The following is a 21,805-nucleotide window of genomic DNA, read 5'->3' on the forward strand; positions in this document are numbered from 1 at the left end:
GGTCGGTCCCCCCGCCGCCGTCGGAGTGGGTCGTCTCCCCCCGCCGCCGTCGGAGTGGGTCGGTCCCCCCGCCGCAGCGAAGCGCCTCCGCTCGGCCCGCTCACCGCGGGCGGTCGGTCCTCACTCCTCCAGTTCGACCTGTTCGAGGTACGGGCCACCGACGGAACTCACGGTGAACGAGTCCGCGTTCACGCTCTGGTGGATCCCGCGCAGCGTCTGCGCGTAGTCGAGGAACAGCCACGGCGCCTCGTCGTGGGCGATCTGGCTGGCCTCCTGGTACAGCTGCTTGCGCGTCTCGGTGTCGTACGTCGACTGTGCTTCACGCACCTTCTGCATGTACTCCGTGTTGGCCCAGCCGGCCGCGTTGAGGGTGCTGTACCCCTCCGTGTCGCGGCTGACCCAGTCTTGGCCGTCCGGGACCGCGTCCATCTCCACCTTCGGGTCCAGGAGGACGTACATGAAGTTGTCCGGGTCGGCGTTGTCCGTGTACCAGCCGAGGAAACAGGCGTCGTGTTTCCCCTGGTCCGTGTAGTCGAGGTACGACGAGAACGTCGAGAACTGGTTGATGTTCACGGTGAAGCCGATCTCCTCGAGGTCGGACTTCACCTGGTTGGCCGTCGAGATCGGACTCGGGTTGTACCCACGGGGGTTCGAGAACGTCGCCAGCTCGAACTCGAACGGCTCGACGCCGGCCTCGTCCAACAGTGACTGTGCCTCCTCTTTGTCCGTCGGGTACGGCTCGATGTCCTCGTTGTGCCCCATCACGTCCGGCGGGAGCGGCTGGTCGGCCTCGGAGGCGAACCCCTGGTAGATGTCCTCGACGATCGCCTGCGTGTTGACGGCGTAGCTGATCGCCTGCCGGACCTGCTTGTTCCGGAACTCCTCGCGGCGACCCATGTTGAACGCCATGTAACCGACGTTGATCCCGTTCTTCTCCACCAGCGACGCCGTGTCGGCGTCTTGGATCTGCTTGAACGACTGGGAGTCGAGGTTGTCCGTGATGTGGGAGTCACCGTTGACCACGTCGGCCGCCCGCGTGGAGTTCTTCGTGATCTCCTTGAACACGACCGTCTCGACGTTCGGCCCGTCGCCGAAGTAGTCCGTGTTGGCGGTCAACTCGACGCGGTTGTTCTCGTTGTCCAGCGTCTCGAACTGGAAGGGGCCGGTGCCGACGGGGTCCGTCCCGAGGTCCGGCTGGGAGTCGAGACTCTCGATCTGGTCCTTCGAGAGGATGACGGCCGCGAACATCGCCAGGTTCCGCAGGAACGGCGCGTACTGCTGGGTGAGTTCGATCGTCAGCTCGTAGTCGTCGGAGGCGTCGATGCTGTCGACCCAACTGCCGAACGTGAACGGGCCGTAGCCGGACCGGTTCTCGTCGCCGAGGTAGTACTCGTAGCCGGACTCCGTGAACCGCCGGATCGTCGCCTTCGCGTCGGCGGCCGTGAACTCCGAGCCGTCGTGGAAGGTGACGCCCTCACGGAGGGTCAGCGTCGCGGTCGTCCCCTCCAGCGAGTAGTCCGTCGCGAGACTGTCGCCGAGTTCGCCACCGGTCCCGGCCTTGAACCGGATCAGCGGGTCGAACACCTGGTTGGTCACCTTCGCGACCTCCCCGCTGGTCGTCTGCTGGGGGTCGTAGTTCGTCGGGTGGTCGCCGCGGGCGTACACCAGCGTGCCGCTCACGTCACCGCCACCGCCGGAGCCGCCGGTGTCGCCGCCGGTACAGCCGGCGGTCGCGGCGACGGTCGCGGTGGCCGCCGCGCCACCGGCCGTCTTCAGAAAGCTGCGTCTGCTCACGTCGTCCGTGTCGCGTGACATACGGTGGCAATGGAGAGCTACGTAGGTTAAAAATTGTGGTACGTCGTCACGGGATCTCACACGGTTTCGAGTAAGTGTGGCGTGGTCGACACCACAATCCGACACGGTCGGACCAGTGTGTGCCGCTTCCACGTGGCGTGTCAACGACTTACATTTCTGTCGACGGACCGTCAGGTCGTCACTCCGTTCGTCGGGCGGGTGTCGAACCGATCTCCGACGTACCAGTCTGCTGATACGGTGAGGGACAGGTCGTCGTTCGGGGTCGCGGCGGGGCAGTGGCGAGTGGTCGACCTGGGGGATCGGTTGGTACTCGGCGGGTGGCCGGCGCGTGCACGGCGGGTGTTCGGGGGATGCTCGGCGGGTAGTCGAGGACGGCTGGACCAGTGAGACGCAGACGGACTCGGTCGTCGCGCCGACACACAGACGGACTCGGTCGTCGGGTCACCGTCACCGTCAGTCGTCGAGGTGACACGCGGACGGGTGGTCGCTCCCGTCCAACTCGGGGGACTGTCGCTCGCAGACGGAGCCGAACGTCTCACGCAGGACGCGGTCCGCGCCGTCCCAGTCGTCGGCGACGATCCGTTCGACACTCTCCGTGACCGCCTCGTCGGCCGTCGGTGGGAGGTCCTCGATCCCGAACCGCTCGCGAATGGCCGCCTCCAACTCGACCCGCGCGTCCGTCTCCGCGCTCCCGTCGCCCGTCGCGCCGCCGGCGCTCGCCGGCCCGCCGGCACCCGTGTCGTCGCCGGTACCAGCGTCCGTCGCGCCGCCGTCGGTGACGGCACGCCCGCCGGTCGCACTCGCCTCCTCGCGGATCCCCTCGGGGTCGATGGCGCGGTCAGCGACGCGTTGCCGGTACGTCGTCACGGCACGGAACTGCTCCTGTTCGATCGACAGCTCCTCGGGCGGGATCACCTGCGGGCACCGGGTCCGGAAGTGACACCCCGACGGCGGGTCGATCGGCGAGGGCACGTCCCCTTCGAGGATCACGCGGTCGTCCGTGTCCGCCGTCGGGTCCGGTACCGGGATCGCCGACAGCAACGACTGCGTGTAGGGGTGTCGCGGGTTCGCGAACAGCTCCTCCGTCGGCGCGGTCTCGACGATCTCCCCGAGGTACATCACCGCCACGCGGTCACAGACGTGCCGGACCACGCTCAGGTCGTGGGCGATGAACAGGAACGTGAGCCCGAACTCCGCCTGGAGGTCCTCCAACAGGTTGAGGATCTGTGCCTGCACGGACACGTCCAACGCCGACACCGGCTCGTCCGCGACGACGAAGTCCGGGTCCACCGCCAGCGCGCGGGCGATCCCGACTCGCTGACGCTGCCCGCCCGACAACTCGTGTGGGTACCGGCCGCGCTGGCTCGGGTCGAGGCCGACCGCCTCCAGCAGTTCGTCGACCCGACGGCGACGCTGGGCGCTGCGACTCTCCCCCTCCGCGGGCGGCTCGTCGGGGAGGTCGTGGATCTGGAGCGGCTCGGCGACGATCTGCCCGACGGTCATCCGTGGGTCCAGACTCGACATCGGGTCCTGGAAGATCATCTGGAGGTCCGTCCGGCGCGCCCGCAGTTCGTCGGCCGACAGCTCCGTGATGTCCTCGCCCGCGAACACGACCCGTCCGTCGGTCGGCTCCAACAGCCGCAACAGCGCGCGACCGGTGGTCGACTTCCCGCAGCCGGACTCGCCGACCAACCCCAGCGTCTCCCCCTCGTACACCTCGAAGTCGACGCCGTCGACGGCGCGGACACTCCCGGGTTCGTCGCCGAGCAGGCGGTCGAGGTAGCCGTCGGCCCGCGAGAAGTGTTTCTTCAGTCCCGACACCTCCAGCAACTCGTCGCCGATCTCCGTGTCCGTCCGGACGCCGCCGTCCTCCCCGTACGTCGTCGTGTCGAAGTCGTCGAGCACACAGCGAGCGCGGTGGGGCTCGTCGCCGTCCCCGCGGTCTCGCAGTGGCACCGGGCCGCTGGTACACTCCGGCTGTTCCCACGGACACCGCTCGGCGAAGTGACACTCCTCCGGCGTGTCGACGAGGTCCGGCACGTTCCCCTCGATGGGTGTCAGCCGGTCGGCGTCCTCCCGGGGGATCGACTCCAGCAGCGTGTACGTGTAGGGGTGTTTCGGGTCGTGGAAGATCTCCTCGACGGGGCCCTCCTCGACGATCTCCCCGGCGTACATCACCGCGACGCGGTCACACGTCTCCGCGACGACACCGAGGTCGTGGGTGATCATCAACACCGACATCCCCAGCTCCGCCTGGAGGTCGTCGATCAACTCGAGGATCTGCGCCTGGATCGTCACGTCCAGCGCGGTCGTCGGCTCGTCGGCGATCAGGAGGTTCGGGCGACACGCCAGCGCGATGGCGATCAACACGCGCTGGCGCATCCCGCCGGAGAACTCGTGGGGGTACTCGTCGACGCGAGTCGTCGGCTCCGGGATGCCGACCTCCGAGAGCACCTCGACGGTCCGTTCGAGGACGGCCTCGTCGAGGTCGTCGTCGCCCAGCGAGGGGAGCACCTCCCGGACCGCGTTCGCCCACGTGTCCGGGCGACGGCCGTCGAACTGGTGGAGTTCCAGACTCTCCGCGACCTGCTCGCCGACGGTCAACGCGGGGTTGAGCGAGGTCATCGGGTCCTGGAAGATCATCGACACGGCGCCGCCACGGACCGCCCGCATCGCCGACTCGGGGGCCGCCGTCAGGTCGATCACGGCGTCGTCGATCCGCACGTCGTCGACGCGTTCGGGCGACTCGCGGAGGAGTCGCCGCGGGTCCGCGTCCGGGTCGCCCTCGACGGTCGCCGCCTCCAAGAACACGAACCCGTCGGCGGCGTCGTCCGCGGCGTCGTCGAGTCGCCGGGCGACCCGCTCCGGGTCGCCGCCACCACGCAGGTCGCTCGCGGCGTCGGCGAGCCGTGCGGCCAGATCCGCCGGGTCGGCCAGCGACTCGCAGTCCGTCGCGATACCGTCGAGTTCCGCCGCGACACCGCCGAGGCCGCCGCGTCCGCGACACGCCGTCGCCAACTCGCGCAGCGCCTCGACGAGCTCGTTCGGGTAGGCGGCGACGCCGTCGGCGTGGTCAGAGAGGAGGACGGGGACCGTCTCCGGGGCACGGAGCGTGACGCGGCCGCCGACGATCTCGCCGGGGTCGTCGACGAGGTCCATCGCCGACAGCGCCGTCACGGACTTGCCGGAGCCAGACTCGCCGACCAGCCCGACCGTCTCCCCCTCGCGGATGGTGAGGTCGACGCCGTCGACCGCCTTCACGTCGCCACGCTCGGTGGCGAACTGTGTCCGCAGACTCGAGAGCGACAGGAGATCCATGTGACGGCCTGCCGTCCCGCTTCGGGTATAGTTTACGGTGCGGACGGAGACGACCGACGCCGGTCGTCGCGAGTACAACTCGCCGTCGGTCGCACTCGTGGTCCTCGCGCGAGCGGTTCGTGGCGTTCCGAGGGTGTCGGACTCGTTCCAACGCCGTCGGGATCGCGGCGGGAGGCAAGTGGGTGGCGCCCCCGACGACGTGTGTGAACCCGAGTTGTCCACGCTGTGCCGGTCGCCTCGCGAGCGAACGAGACGTGTGGCAGTGTCCCGACTGTGGGTACGCGCCGCCACACGGTGCCGACTGAACCGTCCCGTCGCCGTTCGCGGAACGGTCCGAACGCCTGCGGTTCACGTGCGGTGTATCGGAGCGACGTGTCGGATTCACGTGCGGTGTATCGGAGCGACATTCACGTGCGGTGTATCGGAGCGACATATCGGAATTCGCGTGAGCGTGTGTGCGCGAGCGCGCACGCGTGGCTACCTTTGAAGTAGCGTGGAGTGCTACGGTGTAATTGCATGAGCTCCGTGAGCGACCTCGGCGAGATCTTCGAGTCGGTGACTGGGACCGAGACGATCACCGACGAGCAGGACAGTGACGCCGCGAACAGTGCCGACGGGGACGCGACGGACACCAGCGAGGACTTCCAACTGGAAGCCGTCCGGAACGACCTGTTGGCGGACGCGGCCGACGACATGGACGGCGGCACGCGGTGACGGGTCGGTCGACACTGCGGTTCTCCGTTCGACTGACGACTCGACAGTCGTGTGAGCGACACCACCGCGACGACGACCGCGTCACCGTGACGACGGCCCCGTCGCCGAGCCGCTCGTAGCTCGGCCCGGGTCGACGCAACACTCGTTACCGTCGGGTGCGTACCGTCGTGTGTGACTACGGCCCACGACGACGGCGCGTCGCTGCGAGCACGTCTCGTCGGGGCCGGTCCGGAGACCGTCTGCGCCTTCCTCGCCGCCTGCTATCGCGAACGAGACTGGACAGTCGAGCGGGGAGTCGCGTCCGACACGACGGGTGACGAGTGGCACCGGCTCGCCGTCACCTCACCACGCGGGCGGACGCGGCGACTGTTCGTCCCGTCGTCGCCGGTCGCCGCACGGAGTCGCAGCGACGACGAGGGCGAGGACCCCGTCGCGATCTCGACGCCCTCATCGCTCGGTGCGGACGACCGGGTGGTCTGGACTGCCGACGGGCTACCGCCGTTCGGCGACGTGTCGACCGCGACGGTGCTCGGAACGGACGCACTCTGCGAGCAGTTCCGGTACGCCCTGGACCCCTCGCAGCGAGACCGCGTCGCGGCGACCGTCTTCGGTGTCGACGACGCGGCGGCGGTCTTGACGAGACCCGAGCGAACGGTGCCGTCGCCGCCGAGTTCCGAGAGTGTGCCGTCGCCGCCGAGTTCCGAGAGTGCGCCGTCGCCGTCGAGTTCCGAGAGTGTGCCGTCGCCGTCGAGTTCCGAGAGTGTGCCGTCGCCGTCGAGTTCCGAGAGTGTGCCGTCGCCGCCGAGTTCCGAGAGTGTGCCGTCGTCGTCGAGTTCCGAGCGGTCGGCCGAATCTGCTACGGACGCAGACACAGACGGATCGCGAGCGCCGGGAGCGGATCGAGAGGAGGACTCGCGTCCGCCCCGCAGCGCGGACACCGACCCCCCGTCGGCCGGTGGACACGGTGACACTGTCACCGCCGAACGAGCGGACCCACCCGCGAACAGTGAGTCGCCTGCGGCCGGTGATCGCTCCCGACTGTGGCTAGTGACGCTCGCGGCCGTCTGTCTCGCCGTCGCGCTCGGCGGCCTCGCGACCGGTCTCGGTCCGGCGGCGCCGTGGGCCGACCCCGGCAGTCCAGCGGAGGGTGTGGCGGTCGCCGACGGCACACCGACCGCCGGGACGACGACCTTCGAGGGGCGAGTCGGCACGCCGCGGCGGTCCGGCGGCGTCGCCGGTGCGACGGGTGCAGACACCGGGACGCCGGTCGCCGACGCCGAGGCGCTCCCGCCCGGAGTCGGTGCCGACGGGAGTCTCGACGTGGCACTGCTCGCGGACCGGACGCGGGCCGTCCTGTCGACCCGCTCGTACCGCTTCGTCTACACCTACCGCGAGCGGGTCGCCGGTCGCGCGACCGTCCGGTGGCGCGAGACGGCGACCGTCGCCGGCCCGGGACAGTACGCCTCTCGCGTCTCGACGCTCGGTACTCCGGTCGACGAGCCGACGACGTTCGACCGCACCCCGGTGTACGTGGCCGACGGGACGGCGGTTGAACTGCTCCGCGACGGGAGCGTGAGTCGAGCCCGGACGGACGGCGTCGGCGGTCGGCGCGGCGCCGCGAGTGACCCGTTCCTGTCGCGGCTCGAACAGTACGTCGACTGGTACCTCACGGTCGAGGCGACGCGGCTCCGTGGTCGCGAGCGGACCGCGAACGGGACCGTCGCCTTGGTCGCACTCCGCGGCGATCCGTGGCCGGGCGTCGAGAACACCACCGGGACGGTCGTCGTCGGTCCGGACGGGCTCGTCCGCGAGATCCACCGCAGCTACACGCTCCCGAACGATCCCGCCGTGACCGCGACCGTCACTGTCCGCGTCACCGCCGTCGGCGAGACGACCGTCGACCCCCCGGCGTGGGTGCAGCGCAACGGGACCGCGACGGCGACGCCGGGGACCGAGACGGCGACCGCAGGGAACGGGACGACGTCCGGGTGAGGTGGTGTGGTTTCCCGTCGGGTGGTGGGCCCGATTACGTGGACCTTTATGAAGGCTCTGTACGGTGGGGGTCCACGTAAGCGGGGCGTGGTGTCGCGGGTGCAGAGAAAGCTATAGGTGGTGTGGGGCAGATATCACCCCCTGTCGCAGCGGCCAGGAAACCCACTCCGGGATTGAAACCGCGCCGGTACTGGCTCGGTACTAACCGGAGGTATAAGTGTCGCAGCGGCCAGGAAACCCACTCCGGGATTGAAACGACACGCTCACCGCCAACGAGATCGCCGCGGGGACGAGTCGCAGCGGCCAGGAAACCCACTCCGGGATTGAAACTCACGGCGTCCTGGTCGTGGGAGCACGAGGCCGCCGCGTCGCAGCGGCCAGGAAACCCACTCCGGGATTGAAACATGGAGTCGCTGGATGCCCTCGCGTCGAACGTCGCCGTCGCAGCGGCCAGGAAACCCACTCCGGGATTGAAACGATCGTCTCGGCCGAGCACGGCCTCCTCAACCCGGTCGCAGCGGCCAGGAAACCCACTCCGGGATTGAAACTGCCGGTGTACAAGCACCACGTCGTCGTGAGTCCCGACGTCGCAGCGGCCAGGAAACCCACTCCGGGATTGAAACACATCGCCGAAGCACGTTCCGTCCGACCGGCCGACGGTCGCAGCGGCCAGGAAACCCACTCCGGGATTGAAACTTCGTCCGCGAACTCCACGCGACGACGAACCGGCTGTGTCGCAGCGGCCAGGAAACCCACTCCGGGATTGAAACACATCGGAGAGCAGATCTCGAACCGCGTGAACGCGGGGGTCGCAGCGGCCAGGAAACCCACTACGGGATTGAAACCCGGACGACGCGCTCGACAAGTGTCGCACGGCGCTCGAGGTCGCAGCGGCCAGGAAACCCACTACGGGATTGAAACTAGCACTCGCCCTCGATCGTCTCGTAGACGCCGGCCGTCGCAGCGGCCAGGAAACCCACTACGGGATTGAAACACGATCCGGATACCGTTGCCGTCGGCCGACAGTCGGGTCGCAGCGGCCAGGAAACCCACTACGGGATTGAAACTCCTGAAGCTGTCCGAAGGATCTGGCGTACTCCACTGTCGCAGCGGCCAGGAAACCCACTACGGGATTGAAACGGGAGATCACACGCGATGTCCGTGTCTCCGGCCAGTGGGTCGCAGCGGCCAGGAAACCCACTACGGGATTGAAACCACCAGTCCAACATCTCTCGACACCTCAAATCCGTGTGTCGCAGCGGCCAGGAAACCCACTACGGGATTGAAACTGGCAGGGCTCGCGGTCGAGCGGAACGAGAGTCGAAGTCGCAGCGGCCAGGAAACCCACTACGGGATTGAAACTCGTCGCCGTCGCCCTCGAACCGCCCGACGACGACGTTGTCGCAGCGGCCAGGAAACCCACTACGGGATTGAAACGGTTCGAGCGGACGACGGCCGTCGCGGACGTGGTGTGTCGCAGCGGCCAGGAAACCCACTACGGGATTGAAACATGCAGATGGGAGAGCGGAACGCTCTGATCGGTGGTCGCAGCGGCCAGGAAACCCACTACGGGATTGAAACATATAGCCGGCCGGAGCCTCGGCCCCGAGACCCCCGGTCGCAGCGGCCAGGAAACCCACTACGGGATTGAAACGCCGCCCGTCGCCGGGCCACTGCTACAACCTGATGGGTCGCAGCGGCCAGGAAACCCACTACGGGATTGAAACAGCACGTATTTCGAAGACGTTCCCGCCGCCGAGGGTCGCAGCGGCCAGGAAACCCACTACGGGATTGAAACCAGTATAGTGTCTGCCACCACCATTATGTGTGTAGAGTCGCAGCGGCCAGGAAACCCACTACGGGATTGAAACATCCGCTCGCGTCCTTCCCGCGGGTCCCAGGCGCGGGTCGCAGCGGCCAGGAAACCCACTACGGGATTGAAACTCGACACTCTGGTTGCGGGGCGGGTTCCGGCCGCGGAGTCGCAGCGGCCAGGAAACCCACTACGGGATTGAAACCGCGAAGCGGACGATCGGCTACGGCGCCATCGGCGTGGTCGCAGCGGCCAGGAAACCCACTACGGGATTGAAACAGGACTGTGACATGGAGGACGAGTACGACGCGATCGTCGCAGCGGCCAGGAAACCCACTACGGGATTGAAACTACGTCTTCTTGACCCCGCCGTCACCGTCGTCGGGGACAGTCGCAGCGGCCAGGAAACCCACTACGGGATTGAAACCGTTCCGCCGTGACGCCACTCGTCGTGGACGTGGAGAGTCGCAGCGGCCAGGAAACCCACTACGGGATTGAAACTAACCGGGTTCGGTGTCACCGCTACCTACGTCCCGTTGTCGCAGCGGCCAGGAAACCCACTACGGGATTGAAACACGTACGTCGCGATCCGGGGACTCCGAGCAGCAGCGGTCGCAGCGGCCAGGAAACCCACTACGGGAATCGAACCACCGCGAACTCGAGCGGTGTGTTTCGCTTCGACTCCGGCCACCGGTTCCTCGGTCTCGAACGGCTCGACGTCGTCGAAGGCTCCGTACCGCTCTCCGATCACCTCCACCGACAGGTTCCCCTCCTCGTCGACCGCTCACCGAAGCGTGTCACCCCCCGATCGCTGCTACCTCCGGTACCGCTGTCGGAACCGGCAGCGAACCCGTGTCGTCTACGTCTCTTTCACCGACCTCTTTCATGTGCCGCACTTCGTCTCTCGGAGCGAAGCAATCTGCCCCGGACGAGACTCTCGTTTTCCGCCCGCTGCAGACCCCCACGTCACGGTGACCGACGGGACGGCGTCCGGGTGAGTCTGGTGTACCTCTCGGTGACGGATCGGTCGAGACTGTCGGGTGACCGCCAAACCTCGTACGCAGTGTGCTCCCGCCGAGCGGTCGGACGTGCCGGTACCACCGCTACCTACTTCACCTCCCACGACGGTACACCCGACGTGACCGACCCAACGTTCGTCGAACAGACCGACCCGGACGAGGTGTTCTCCCTCCTGGCGGACGAGACCCGAGTCGAGATTCTCCGCGCACTGTGGGCAGACGACGGCGAGGCGACGTTCTCGGAGCTCCGGGCCGAGGTCGGGATGCGCGACTCCGGTCAGTTCAACTACCACCTCGACAAGTTGGTCGGTCGGTTCGTCACGCGGACCGACGACGCCTACGAACTCACCCAAGCGGGGATGCAGATCAACGGCGCGATCGCGGCTGGCGCGTACACGGCGGCGGGGTCGATCGACCCGATCGAACTCCCAGAGTCGTGTCCGGCGTGCGGGGGTGAGCGAACCCTCCACTACGGGGACGAGACCGTTCGGGTCGCGTGTGGCTCGTGTCCCGTCGAGTACCGGGTCGGCGTTCCGCCCGCCGTGTTCGTCGGGTGCAACCGCGAGGACGTCCCACGCGTGGCCAGCCAGTACGTGCAGACGACGTTCCACCAGCTCACCAGTGGGTTCTGTGCGTTCTGTGACGGACCGGCTACGCCGACGGTCGAGTTGCAATTTCCCACCGGTGACGACGGGGACGGGTCTGCCGAAGCGTCACACGACCCCGACTCCGACGGGATCTCCGAGGAGTCGGGCCCAGTACCGTTGGCCCGGTACACCTGTCACCAGTGTGGTGCCGAACCGACATTGGGGTTGCCCCACGTGTTCGTCGACCACCCTGCCGTCGTCGGGTTCTACTACGACCGTGGAGTAGACGTCCGAGAGCGCTCCGTGTGGGCGTTCGGTGCGACGGACCCCGGCAACCAGTCGGTGCGGGGGCGTGACCCGCTCCGAGTGAGCGTGACGTACGAGTGTGAGGGAGACACGCTGACGCTGGTGATCGACGACACCGTCACCGTGACCGAGATTGAGGAGTGACTCACTGCGCGGTCGAGACGCCGCCGTCGCCGTCAGAGGATAGGGATGGGCCACGACGACACGTGAGAGCCACCTCACTCCACCTCACCCCCGCACACACTCCGCACATCCGAGTACCACGGTGACCCGTGCCCGCCCGTGCGGCGCGACGAGCCGCACCGTCACGCCGACCGCGAGCACGGCCGTCTCGCCGACGCGCTCCTGGACGACGACACCCTCGCGGACGCGACACGGCCCGAAGGCGCGGTTCGACCCACTGGGACACGACCGCGTCGCCCACGCCCGCGCCGCCGTGGTGTTCCGTGTCACGTCGACGGCGACGGTCTCGTCGGCACGTGCCGTCGCGATCCGGTCTGCACCGGACGCGAACCGGTCCCCGAACGCCGCCACGGCCGCCGAGCGGTTCGCCCACGTTCGCGTCCCCGAGACCGCCCACGCGGCGTCGGTCGCGACCCGGTCGAGCGCGCGGACGGTCCCATCGACGCCTACGTCGGGTGCCGTCCGTGCGGTCACGTCCGGGTGCGCGCCCAACTGGAGGTACGCGACCGCCACGGGGAGCAGTGCGAGGGCGGCGAGTGCGGCGGTCACGAGGACCAACTGGCCACGACGACGAGTCACGGTCGCCACACCTCGATCACCACGGCGCCGTGACACGTCGGGACGCTGGCACGGCCGACCGGATCACCCGGCGGTGGCCGGTCGCCGACGAGTCCGTGGGGCGTCCGTACGACGAACAGCAGGCCGTCGCCGAGGACGGTCGCGACGCGTCGGCGGAGTGTGTCTCGCTCGCGCTCGAACGTCGCCGCCGAGCGCGCCACCTCGACCAGGCGGCTCCGGTCGGCGTGTCGCGGTGACTCGGCGGCCAACACCGCCGCGGCGTCCGTCGCGTGGCTGTCGAGCCGTGTCTGGGCCGTCGGTGGCGCAGAGAGCCCGACCCCGAAGCAGACGGTGACCGACAACAGGAGTCCGACACCGATCGCCGCCTCGACGACCGGGAGCGACAGCTGGGCGCGCGTCGTCGAACCCCGAGATCCGTGGAACGGTCGCCACCGCGTCTCACTCGACGACGGCGACGTGTCGTCAGTCACCGACGGTCACCTCCAGCGTCGCCTTGTACGTCCGCGTCGGATACGAGGTGACGGCGACGGTGCCGCCAGTCACGGCCGACGACGAGGAGTCGAACGTCACGCGGAGCGTCTGCCGTCGACTCACCGACACCGTCGTCGCCCCCTCCAGCCCCGTCGGATCGTGTGCGACCACGCGGTCGTCGACTCGGACGGTCTCGACGGATGCGTTCGCGAAGCCGAACCGGAGCCGCCCAGTCCGTCGTGGGAGTGTCACGCCACCCGTCGCCGAGACGGTTCGAGTCCGTGGTGTCGTCCGACTCACGAGGACCACTCGGTGGACAGTCACACCCTGGGCCGGATCACCACGAGAGACGAGTCGTCGATCGCCGAGTCGGACGACGAAGTCCCGTTCGGCGATCGCCGGTACGAGTCGTTCGACCGACGCGACCGAGAGACGTCCCAGCGCGGACGCACGGAGGACGTTCCGGCGACGGGTGTGGCCGGCTCCGGCGGTGACGAGTCGATCGCCCAGCGTCGCGGCCGCGCCACGACGGTCGGGTGACCGTTCGGCCGTCGTCACCGCCGCGTCGGCGGTCGCCAGTGTCACGCCCACGAGACTCACGACGATCACGAACGCGACGGCGAGTGCGAGCAGGTTCGCCTGCCCACGGTCGAGTGGACAGTCGGTCACACGCGATCACCACCCACCCGTCGTCTGCGTGGTCGTCTGTCCGGATCGCCGTTCGACTGGACTACCGGCAGTGCCGCTTGAGCTCGTCGACCGACCGCCGCCACCGCCGGTCCCGTCGACTCGTCGCCGTGCTCGAGCCGTACGGCTACTTCGTCGCGGGTCGTGGTGACGACGACCGACGCCGGACGATCGCTGCGCCACGACCCCTCGAAGCTGTCGACGGACGGCGGGAGCACCGGCGTCCACACCGCCTCGACGCCCGGGTTCGGGTGGACGAGTCGGAGTCGGCGATCCTCGACGACTACCTCGTACGTCGTCCCGCGGATCGTCGCCGGCAGCGGGACACGCCGGACGACACGGCTGCGGTGCGCGGAGTGGGGCACCGCGTCGCGAACGTGGTGGGCCGCGCCGACCAGCGTCCGTTCGGCGACGGCGTCGCCGACACGACTCCGGTACTCCGGAACGACGCTCCCGTGGAGTGTCACCACCAGCCCGGAGACGACCAGCAGGGCGACCCCGATCTCGAGGGTCTTGCCGACGGTCGGTGTGACGCCACGCGTGTCGGTGCTTCGCTCGAAGGAGCGACGGACGAGACGGGACGGCCCCGACTCGTCGGAGTCGGATCGCGTCCGTCGAGACGCCTCAGACACCGACCGTCACCTCCAGCCCGAGCCGGTGGACGACGACCACCAGCCGCCGCGACGACGCGAACGCGGCGACGACGCTGTCGACGCCGTCTCCGTCGAGGTCGCGCCGTCGCACGGTGGCACCCCTGGCCTCGAAGAACCGCTCGAACGGCGCCGGTGTCGCCGTCTCGACGGCGACCGTCCACTCGCCCGGTGGGTGTCGTCGCGCGTCGTGGGTCACGTCTGTCGCTATGTCTAGCGTCGTCGGGCGTGGCCTCGTCGTCGCTCCCGTGCCGAACGACCAACTGTGTCCGCTCGTCTCGTCGGACGCATCCAGTGTCGTCACACCGACGACGAGGGTCGACGCCGTGCTCCCGACGCCGAGTGAGCGGTGGAGTCTGGCCGCGCCCGGTGGTCCGCGGACGACTGCACCGGCGACGGCGGCGACGCGGACTCCCTCGGATCGGTAGACGAGCGCGTCGCTGTCGACGACGATCTCCTCGGTGTCGTTCCACACTCGAACCGTCCGATCGACGACGGCGAGGTGCCCGTCGGTGAGACCGACCGTCGCGTCGTCCGGGCCGGACCGCCCGCTTGCTCGGGTCGCCTCGGTGAGCGCGTCGGCGACACGGCGCTCGGTGACCGCGTCGGTGGCCGTGTCGACCGTCGTTCCGACGGAGGCCGTCACACCTGCGAGCGCCAACGTCGTGAAGCCGAGTAGCAACGCCACGCCGACGACGTGAGACTGCGCGCGTCGGTCGTCGACGCCCGTCCGGTCGACGACCCGACTCACGCAGTTCCCACCACCGCGAAGGCGCCGCCGGTCAGCGCGGCGAGGAGGCCGGAGTGGAACAACATCGCGTACGGGCCGCGGTCGGCGGCACCGGCGAACCACCCGGACGCCACCGCCGTCGCCTGCGTGACGACGTAGAACCGACGCCTGGCTCGATCTGGCTCGATCGACCCTGGGTCGAGCGCTACGTCCGCTGTCCCGGACAGCGTCGACAACTGTGCGAAGCTGTCGACCACCTGTGTCGAGATCGCGAGGACGATCCCGACGACGAGGGACGCGGTCGTCCACCCGATCGTGACGTACACGAGGAGGTTCGACCGCAACGCGCGCTTCTCGTGGTAGAGGCGGGCGACCTCCGACTGGAGCGTCTCGAACACCGCCTCGCTGTCGCTCCCGGCGTCCGACGCGCCCGCGAGGAGGCCGACGGTCCGGGCGGCCAAGGGCGTCCCGACACGTGCCGCGAACCGGTCGAGCGCCGCCGTCCGGTGGTCGCGGTCGTCCCGGTCTGCGTGGTTGAGGTTGAACGCCAGGTCGGCTACGTCTGGGCCGAGTGGCCCCAAGTCGACCTCGCGGGCGACGTGTTCGACCGCTCCCGGGAGCGGGCGTCCGAGTCCGACGTGGCCGGAGACCGCGTGGACGAAGTCCTTCATCTCGCGGTCCTTCGCGTCGTCGCGACGTGCCCGGCGGAGTGCGACGACACCGACCGGGACCGCAAACGCCACGTACCCCACGCCTACGGCGTCGACTGGCCGGACACCGGTCGCGAGGAGTCCACCGGTCAGCGCCAGCGACGGCCACAGCCAGACGACCAGCGCACTCGCCGGGTTCGTCGTGGCGGTACGGAGCGTCGCGAGCGCAGTCTCGGGTCGTTCGTGGCCGACACGTGTCTCGTCGGGACGGAGTGTCTCGACGGCGAGCGCGGCGCCGCCACCGACACAGAGGACGAACGCGGCCGCGCCGTAGATCACCGCCGCCCGTCGCGTCGTCGGGCCGAACGGTGTCTGGATCGTCGCCGACAGTCCCGGTGCGACGACGCTCATGACGGTCACGACGATGCACAGTAACGCGGGCAGTATCAAAGATACTACAAATAACTCCGCGAGGAGTTCCATCGTGTCCGCGTTGCGCTCGGCGGCACGCTCGCGGCGATGTCCGAGCATCCGACTCTCCATCTGGAGGTAGTTCGCCAGCGCGTCGCCGCCCTGTCTCGCGTGTTCGCGGTACTTCAACAGGAACGGCGCCAGCGACTCACGAGCCGGCGTGTCACGGGCGACCCGGCGCAGTCCCTCACCGAGACTCCCGGTCAGCCGTGCGGTGTGGAGTGCGGAGCCGATGGCCGCGCCAGCCTCGCCGTACGCACCGCTCTCGGCGACCCGTCGCAGCATCGCTCGCGGGCCGTCGCTCCCCGACGAGAGGGCGTGGAGGTACCGCGCGACGCCCGGCAGCGACCGTCGAATCCGGCCGCGTCTGGCAGTCCGCCGGAGCCGGAGGTACGTCCCGGCGAGGCGGACCGTGAGGTGTTTGGCCGTGGCGGCGACGACACCGACCAGCCCGACGAGTGCCCACGGTCGCGCGAGTTCGCTCGGGAGCGGCGACGCAGCGAGGGGACCAGTCGGGAGCGCGACGACGGTCGGGAGGAGTGTCGCCGCGACCGCCAGGCAACAACACCACGAGAGAGCGTAGGCGCGAGCGAGGTAGCGGTCGAAGCCGATCCGGAGGTCGGTTCCACGGTACCACTCGCGAGCCGTCGCGTGGCGTCGGTCGTCGGCGTGGCGTGCGAACAGCGCGTACGACACCCGGTCGAGTGCACCGAGTCGGTCGGTCACCGACACCACCCCGGACGTGCGCACCGAGTCGACGGGGCGGCCACACCACCTCGGACGAGTCCGTCGAACCGATCAGTCATCCGCACCACCCCGAGCGCGTGTCGCCGTCCCGGTCGACTGTCGCACCCGGTCGACGGTCGCCGCCTCGTCGACGCGCAGGTCGGCGAGGAACTCGAACGTCTCGCGGAAGTCCGTGACCCCCTCGCGCCGGAGGTGTCGGACGTAGCGGTGCTTCCTGTGGAACTCCGACTCCACTTCCCGGACGGTGCGGTCGGTCGTGTCGCCGAGCCGGTGGAACACGCGGTGTGCGAGTCGTCGCGTCCCGTCGCCCAGCTCCGGGTGGTCGTACGCGAACGAGAACGACCCGTCGGGTGTCCGCGCAGCGACGCGGTTCCACGCGATCCGACCGCCGGCCGCCTCGACGACCCCGCCGGGAGCGTCACAGTCCGCGAACGCGGTCGGGTCGGCGGCGAGTTCGACCGCCTCCGAGACGTACCGCTCGCCGTCGACCTGCCGCGGGAACACGACGAGGTCGATCTCGCCGAGGAGGTACGCCGGCAGCCCCTGCTCGACGACGCGGTTCACCAGCGTCGACACGTCCTCGGCGTGTGTCGTCCCGAGCACGCCGTGACCGGTGTTCAACACCTCGCCGAAGGTCTGGAACGACGCGGGACTGTTGATCTCCGCGATCACCTCGACGTCCGGGTTGAGGTAGTTCGCCTCCGTCATCAGGTCCGCCATCGACACCCGCTTGTACGGCTGCTCGTGGTCACGCGTGGTCAGCGAGACGCCCGTCTCGTGCGGGAGTTCGACCTCGCGCGACCCCTCGTCGATGGAGACCGGTCTGTCGTCGAACGGGACGAAGGGGACGTGTGCGTTCAACAGCGTCGTCTTCCCGACCCCCGTGGGTCCCGAGAAGAGGACGACGCCGCGGTGTTCGTACAACAGCCACAGGAGCGTGACCAGCTCCGTCGACAGCGCGCCGCGGTCGACCAGCTCCACGGGTGTCATCGGCTCGGCGGCCTGCTTGCGGACGGAGAGGTGCGGACCGTCCTCGGAGACGACCGGTAGCGCGACCGCACACCGGGCGGTGCTGTCGACGTTCGGGAGGTCGAGGTTCACCTTCGCGCTCGGCGTCGAGGCGTCCAGTTCCGTCCCGTCGCGGGCGGCCAGTTGCGTGACGACGTTGACGAACTGTGACTCCGTCTCGAACCGGAGGTTGGTCGGGACACGACCGACCGCGGTCGGTGACTCGTCGCGACTCGCGACTGCCCTCGCCGGATCGTCGGGAGACGCGACTCGCTCGTCCGTCGTCGCACCCGCCAACACGGACTCACGCGGGACGACCTTCACCCGCTCGTCGACGGCGTTGGCCTCCACGTCCTCCAGGTGCTCGTCGCGCAGCGGGACGGTGAGGACCCCTTCGCCCACGAAGTCTCGGAGGACGTAGTACACCAGGTCGTCGAGTCGGTCGCGTGCGTACCGGGAGTCGACCGGCGGGACGCCGACGCCGTAGGCTGCGAGTGCCTCCCGGAGCCGATCACTCGCGGCGTCGAGCCACGCCCGCGTGTTGCGGGCCGTGAGCCGTCGCGAGAGGAACTCGCGTGCTCGGCCGGCGACGAACGCGTAGCGGTCGTCGACGACGCCGTCGACGGTCGTCTCCCAGAGGCGGTCCTTACACGCGGCGATCAACGCTTCGTCGCCGGGCAACAGCGGCGGTTCGCGGACGGCGTACCGCGTCGAGAAGCTGTCGTCGCCCAGCAGGTGGTCGCGGTAGACGACTACCGGGACGGAGAACTCGGCGAACGAGACGTGGTACGCCTGGAGGCGTTCGCTGGCGACGCGGTCGACGAACGGGTCCGACACCGAGGTCCCTGTCGCCGCCGGTGCGAACGCGTCGGTGTGGACGACGAGTTCGTCGCCGGCGGCGTCGGCGACCGCGATACGCTCGTCCAACGCCAGCGGCGTGGCGTCGCCGAGAAGGCGGAACGCACGGAGCGCGTGGTAGTCGAGACGTCGCCGGAGTTCCGGTGTCGCGTCCACCAGTCGGTCCAGCGCGCGAGCGTACTTCGGCTCGAACCCCTCGCGAGCGCGCTCGACGACCCCGGCCCGCGTGAGCGGTCGGCGGTGCTGCCCGCCGTCGAAGTGGTCGTCGATCCGCTCGAACGCGTGGTGCCCGTCGACACACAGCGCCGGCTCGCGCGTCTCGTACCGGAACGGCGCGTCCGTCGGCGGTGGGTCGGCTCCGGGTGCTCGGTCGTCACCCGCCACGGCGCCGTCGTCGTCTGCGGTACTCCCGTCGTCACCACCGGCAGTCCGTTCGTGGTGTGCGGCGGCGGTCGTCTCTCGTACGTCGCGGACGGTCGCGACCACACCCGGTGCGACGGCGTACTGTGCGACCACGTCCGGCGCGTACCACGCGTCCGGGTCGCCGGGTGGTGGTGGCGGCTGGATCGTCGGTGTGTCGGTCGACACTGTCGGCGTGTCTCGCTCTTCGGCTGGGACGGCACCCTCGACTGGCTGCGTCCGCTCGTCTGTCGCCGGCCGACCGGCTCCGTGGGCGTCGGCGGCCGGCGCACGTTCGGCGTCGTTCGGCACGGGGCGTCTGCTGCGGAATCGTACTTAAACGTTCGACGAGACCCCCAACCACCACGCCGACTTCAGCGACGAGAATCGGACCGGCGCGCTTATCGGCGCAGCCAGTCCACGACGAGGTATGGTGGCCGAGTCACCGTTCGAGGACGCCGAGGAGGAAGAGGCAGACTCGAACGGCTACCGCGAGATGGCTCGGACGAGTTTCTCCTACATCGCGGCCGGCGTGTTGGTCCTGGCGGCCGTCGCGACGGCGACCATCGGCGGACTCGTCGCCTCGGGTGTGGCGGGTGAACCGCTCGAACAGCCCGACGGGTTCACCTTCCGGACCGACACCGACGGCGGCACGCCGACGCTGGTCGTCACGCACCCGGCCGGCGTCGTCCCGAACGCGGAACGCGTGTACGTCGTCGACGAGGCGGACGATCGCGTCGCCTGGACACAACTCAAAGTCGACGGCGAGGACGGCGTCGCTCGGGTCACGGGGCGCGACAGCGACCTCGCGTGTCTCGAACAGGGTGCGACCTACCGGATCGTCTTCGAGGGACGGACCGCGACGGACACCCTCGCGGCACACGAGATCACCCAACCGATCGCCACCGCCGATGTCGGTGCCTGCGAGTCCGACGAGTGATGCGTACAGGGACCCGAGTGTGACGACCGGCGTCCGCTCCGATCTCCACCCACGGAGACGGACCCCGAGGCTTTTCGACGGTGGGGTCGGCAGTGGGGGTATGGACCAGACGGAGCTGCTGGCCGCGTTGCGAGACGCCGACGCCGTGCTCTTCGGGGAGTTCGAACTCTCCCACGGCGGGACGAGCGACTACTACGTGGACAAGTACCAGTTCGAGACGGATCCAACCGCACTCGCCCGCGTCGCGGCGGCGTTCGCGGATCGGCTCGACGGTGAACACCTCGCGGGGGTCGCGTTGGGTGCCGTCCCGCTCGTCGCCGCGACGGCCGTCGAGACCGACACGCCGTACGCCATCGTCCGGAAGGCCGCCAAGGAGTACGGGACGAGCAACCGCATCGAGGGACCGCTCCCGGACGACGAGCCCGTCGTCGTGCTCGAAGACGTGGCGACGACCGGGCAGTCGGCGCTGGACGCCGTCGAGGCACTCCGCGATGCCGGCGCGACCGTCGACCGCGTACTCGTCGTCGTCGACCGCCAGGAGGGCGCCGAACAGTTGTTGGCCGACCACGACGTGGAACTCCAGTCGCTGTTGACTGCCTCCGACCTGCTGGCCGACCACGAGGAGCGGGCGGACGCCGCCGACGGTTCGTGAACGGCCGAGCAGGTCACAACGACCCGCGAACGACTGAGGGCGCCGTTCCGACGCGTTACAGCGGTAGCGAGGCGAAAGCCCACCCGTTCACTGCTGGTAGCGACGACTGTCGTCGCGCTGGCGCGGCTGTGTGCCACCTTGCCCCGTCATCTCGTCGTAGGTGACCCCAGCGAGGTACTCGTCGTACGTCAGGTCGTAGCCGCGCCGCAGGTGGAAGTCCAAGTCACCGGTCTCCACCGTCTGTCGGAACAGCGCGTGGACACCACGCCGGAGGAGTTCCTCGGGGTCACCGTCGAAGACGGCCGCCAGCGTCGCCAGTTCGTTGCGCGTCTCGCGGTCGAGCGACACGGTCAGTTCCTCGCCCAGCTCGTCTGCGACCGCAGTCACGTCATCGTCGAGGTCGTCGAGTGTCATCGCGTCCGGGTTGCCGCCTCGCGGGTTTGAGTGCTCGGTGTCGAACGCGGAGGGTCTCGACGAGCGTCACCACTCGACGACGAGCGGAACGTGGTCACTCGCGTCGATCCACTCGTCGTACGTCCCGACGGAGACGGTCGCTCGCTCGGCGAGGTCGCTCGGGAGGAACGCGTAGTCGATGTGGTACTCGCGGGAACGCTTCTTGTGCATGTAGAACGTCGGGTCCGACTCGTCGCCGAACGCACAGTCGGCCGCCGTGTGGTAGGCGCTCGTCAGTCCGTACTCGGCGAGTCGCGCTCGCACGTCGGCGAGCGTCCCGTACAGCGGCGACTTCGGCGAGTCGTCCCACTGGTCGTTCCAGTTGAAGTCCCCGACGACGGCAGTTCGGTCGTCGAGGAACTCGTCGTACGCGCGGAGTGTCTCGAACACTTGCCCGACGTACCGGCGGCGGGGGTCCGTCTCGTCGTCTTTGGCCCACACCGCGAGGAGGTCCACGTCGCCGTCCGTCCGAATCGGCGCCGTCAGCGTTCCACCGACTGCCGCCGCCCGGCCGTACGACAGCGACACGCCACCGCGGGCGAACACGCCCAGCCCCTGGTGTTCGTCGCTCCCGATCCACCGCCAGTCGTCGTACGCGTCCCACTCTCCCACCGTATCCGGACACTCACACTCCGGGACGACGACGAGGTCGGGGTCGTACGTCGACAACGCCTCCCGCTTCCGACGGAACGCCATGTTGCAGTTCCACGTGACGAGTGTCGGCACGGCACGACGGTTCAGGTCCAACCGGTGTAAGTGGCTA

At 69.1% G+C, this 21,805-nt stretch carries 16 protein-coding genes and 1 CRISPR repeat array; of the genes, 5 read left to right on the plus strand and 11 right to left on the minus strand.

Annotated elements, in window-relative coordinates; genetic code table 11:
- Nucleotides 1-120: 120 nt before the first annotated feature.
- Entirely contained in the window at nt 121-1,815 is a 1,695-nt protein-coding gene (locus RYH80_RS09555; protein WP_370903640.1) for an ABC transporter substrate-binding protein, read from the minus strand.
- Nucleotides 1,816-2,268: 453 nt separating this feature from the next.
- A complete protein-coding gene (locus RYH80_RS09560; protein WP_370903641.1) occupies nt 2,269-5,133 on the minus strand; it encodes an ABC transporter ATP-binding protein in 2,865 nt (954 codons plus the stop codon).
- Nucleotides 5,134-5,649: 516 nt separating this feature from the next.
- Here RYH80_RS09560 and RYH80_RS09565 point away from each other — a divergent pair.
- The 3 genes from RYH80_RS09565 to RYH80_RS09575 all read left to right on the plus strand — a co-directional run bounded on the left by RYH80_RS09565 (nt 5,650) and on the right by RYH80_RS09575 (nt 11,708).
- Nucleotides 5,650-5,847 carry a hypothetical protein gene (locus RYH80_RS09565; protein WP_370903642.1) on the plus strand — a complete coding sequence of 66 codons (198 nt, stop codon included), beginning with the start codon at nt 5,650-5,652 and terminating at the stop codon, nt 5,845-5,847.
- A gap of 171 nt (nt 5,848-6,018) precedes the next feature.
- Nucleotides 6,019-7,839: a hypothetical protein gene (locus RYH80_RS09570; RefSeq protein WP_370903643.1), complete on the plus strand. Its 1,821-nt coding sequence runs from the start codon at nt 6,019-6,021 to the stop codon at nt 7,837-7,839.
- A 143-nt stretch (nt 7,840-7,982) separates the two neighbouring features.
- Nucleotides 7,983-10,300: a CRISPR direct-repeat array (repeat unit 37 nt; unit sequence GTCGCAGCGGCCAGGAAACCCACTACGGGATTGAAAC).
- A 490-nt stretch (nt 10,301-10,790) separates the two neighbouring features.
- Nucleotides 10,791-11,708, plus strand: coding sequence for an ArsR/SmtB family transcription factor (locus RYH80_RS09575; protein ID WP_370903644.1), 918 nt, complete (start codon nt 10,791-10,793; stop codon nt 11,706-11,708).
- An 84-nt stretch (nt 11,709-11,792) separates the two neighbouring features.
- Here the strand turns inward: RYH80_RS09575 and RYH80_RS09580 are convergent, their stop codons facing one another.
- The 7 genes from RYH80_RS09580 to RYH80_RS09610 form a co-directional block, all read right to left on the minus strand.
- Nucleotides 11,793-12,326: a DUF7261 family protein gene (locus tag RYH80_RS09580; protein ID WP_370903645.1), complete on the minus strand. Its 534-nt coding sequence runs from the start codon at nt 12,324-12,326 to the stop codon at nt 11,793-11,795.
- Nucleotides 12,323-12,796 (minus strand): DUF7262 family protein, encoded by a 474-nt coding sequence (locus RYH80_RS09585; RefSeq protein WP_370903646.1) that lies wholly within the window; start codon nt 12,794-12,796, stop codon nt 12,323-12,325. The genes RYH80_RS09580 and RYH80_RS09585 overlap by 4 nt, the downstream gene beginning before the upstream one ends.
- Nucleotides 12,789-13,466 carry a DUF7263 family protein gene (locus tag RYH80_RS09590; protein ID WP_370903647.1) on the minus strand — a complete coding sequence of 226 codons (678 nt, stop codon included), beginning with the start codon at nt 13,464-13,466 and terminating at the stop codon, nt 12,789-12,791. The genes RYH80_RS09585 and RYH80_RS09590 overlap by 8 nt, the downstream gene beginning before the upstream one ends.
- Nucleotides 13,463-14,116 (minus strand): DUF7266 family protein, encoded by a 654-nt coding sequence (locus RYH80_RS09595; protein ID WP_370903648.1) that lies wholly within the window; start codon nt 14,114-14,116, stop codon nt 13,463-13,465. The genes RYH80_RS09590 and RYH80_RS09595 overlap by 4 nt, the downstream gene beginning before the upstream one ends.
- Nucleotides 14,109-14,885, minus strand: coding sequence for a DUF7289 family protein (locus tag RYH80_RS09600; protein ID WP_370903649.1), 777 nt, complete (start codon nt 14,883-14,885; stop codon nt 14,109-14,111). The genes RYH80_RS09595 and RYH80_RS09600 overlap by 8 nt, the downstream gene beginning before the upstream one ends.
- A complete protein-coding gene (locus tag RYH80_RS09605; RefSeq protein WP_370903650.1) occupies nt 14,882-16,711 on the minus strand; it encodes a type II secretion system F family protein in 1,830 nt (609 codons plus the stop codon). The genes RYH80_RS09600 and RYH80_RS09605 overlap by 4 nt, the downstream gene beginning before the upstream one ends.
- Nucleotides 16,712-16,783: 72 nt before the next feature.
- A complete protein-coding gene (locus tag RYH80_RS09610) occupies nt 16,784-19,186 on the minus strand; it encodes a type II/IV secretion system ATPase subunit (RefSeq protein ID WP_370904694.1) in 2,403 nt (800 codons plus the stop codon).
- A gap of 241 nt (nt 19,187-19,427) precedes the next feature.
- Between RYH80_RS09610 and RYH80_RS09615 the strand changes: the two genes are divergently transcribed.
- Both RYH80_RS09615 and pyrE read left to right on the plus strand, forming a co-directional pair.
- The gene (locus RYH80_RS09615; protein ID WP_370903651.1) at nt 19,428-19,937 is read left to right on the plus strand and encodes a hypothetical protein; all 510 of its coding nucleotides are present in this window, start codon (nt 19,428-19,430) and stop codon (nt 19,935-19,937) included.
- Between the two features lie 100 nt (nt 19,938-20,037).
- Nucleotides 20,038-20,589 carry an orotate phosphoribosyltransferase gene (pyrE, locus tag RYH80_RS09620; protein WP_370903652.1) on the plus strand — a complete coding sequence of 184 codons (552 nt, stop codon included), beginning with the start codon at nt 20,038-20,040 and terminating at the stop codon, nt 20,587-20,589.
- Nucleotides 20,590-20,676: 87 nt separating this feature from the next.
- Here pyrE and RYH80_RS09625 read toward each other — a convergent pair whose 3' ends face one another.
- Together RYH80_RS09625 and RYH80_RS09630 are read right to left on the minus strand one after the other, a co-directional pair.
- Nucleotides 20,677-21,003 carry a ribbon-helix-helix protein gene (locus RYH80_RS09625; RefSeq protein ID WP_370903653.1) on the minus strand — a complete coding sequence of 109 codons (327 nt, stop codon included), beginning with the start codon at nt 21,001-21,003 and terminating at the stop codon, nt 20,677-20,679.
- Between the two features lie 66 nt (nt 21,004-21,069).
- The gene (locus RYH80_RS09630; RefSeq protein ID WP_370903654.1) at nt 21,070-21,768 is read right to left on the minus strand and encodes an endonuclease/exonuclease/phosphatase family protein; all 699 of its coding nucleotides are present in this window, start codon (nt 21,766-21,768) and stop codon (nt 21,070-21,072) included.
- Nucleotides 21,769-21,805: the final 37 nt, after the last annotated feature.

Origin of the sequence: Halobaculum sp. MBLA0147 (genome assembly GCF_041361345.1) — an archaeon.
Lineage (GTDB): Archaea > Halobacteriota > Halobacteria > Halobacteriales > Haloferacaceae > JAHENP01.

Bases quoted from the DNA above. Each gene is read 5' to 3' on its own strand.
- RYH80_RS09560 (WP_370903641.1), bottom strand. From the start codon at position 5,133: ATGGATCTCCTGTCGCTCTCGAGTCTGCGGACACAGTTCGCCACCGAG.
- pyrE (WP_370903652.1), top strand. From the start codon at position 20,038: ATGGACCAGACGGAGCTGCTGGCCGCGTTGCGAGACGCCGACGCCGTG.
- RYH80_RS09615 (WP_370903651.1), top strand. From the start codon at position 19,428: ATGGTGGCCGAGTCACCGTTCGAGGACGCCGAGGAGGAAGAGGCAGAC.
- RYH80_RS09555 (WP_370903640.1), bottom strand. From the start codon at position 1,815: ATGTCACGCGACACGGACGACGTGAGCAGACGCAGCTTTCTGAAGACG.
- RYH80_RS09625 (WP_370903653.1), bottom strand. From the start codon at position 21,003: ATGACACTCGACGACCTCGACGATGACGTGACTGCGGTCGCAGACGAG.
- RYH80_RS09565 (WP_370903642.1), top strand. From the start codon at position 5,650: ATGAGCTCCGTGAGCGACCTCGGCGAGATCTTCGAGTCGGTGACTGGG.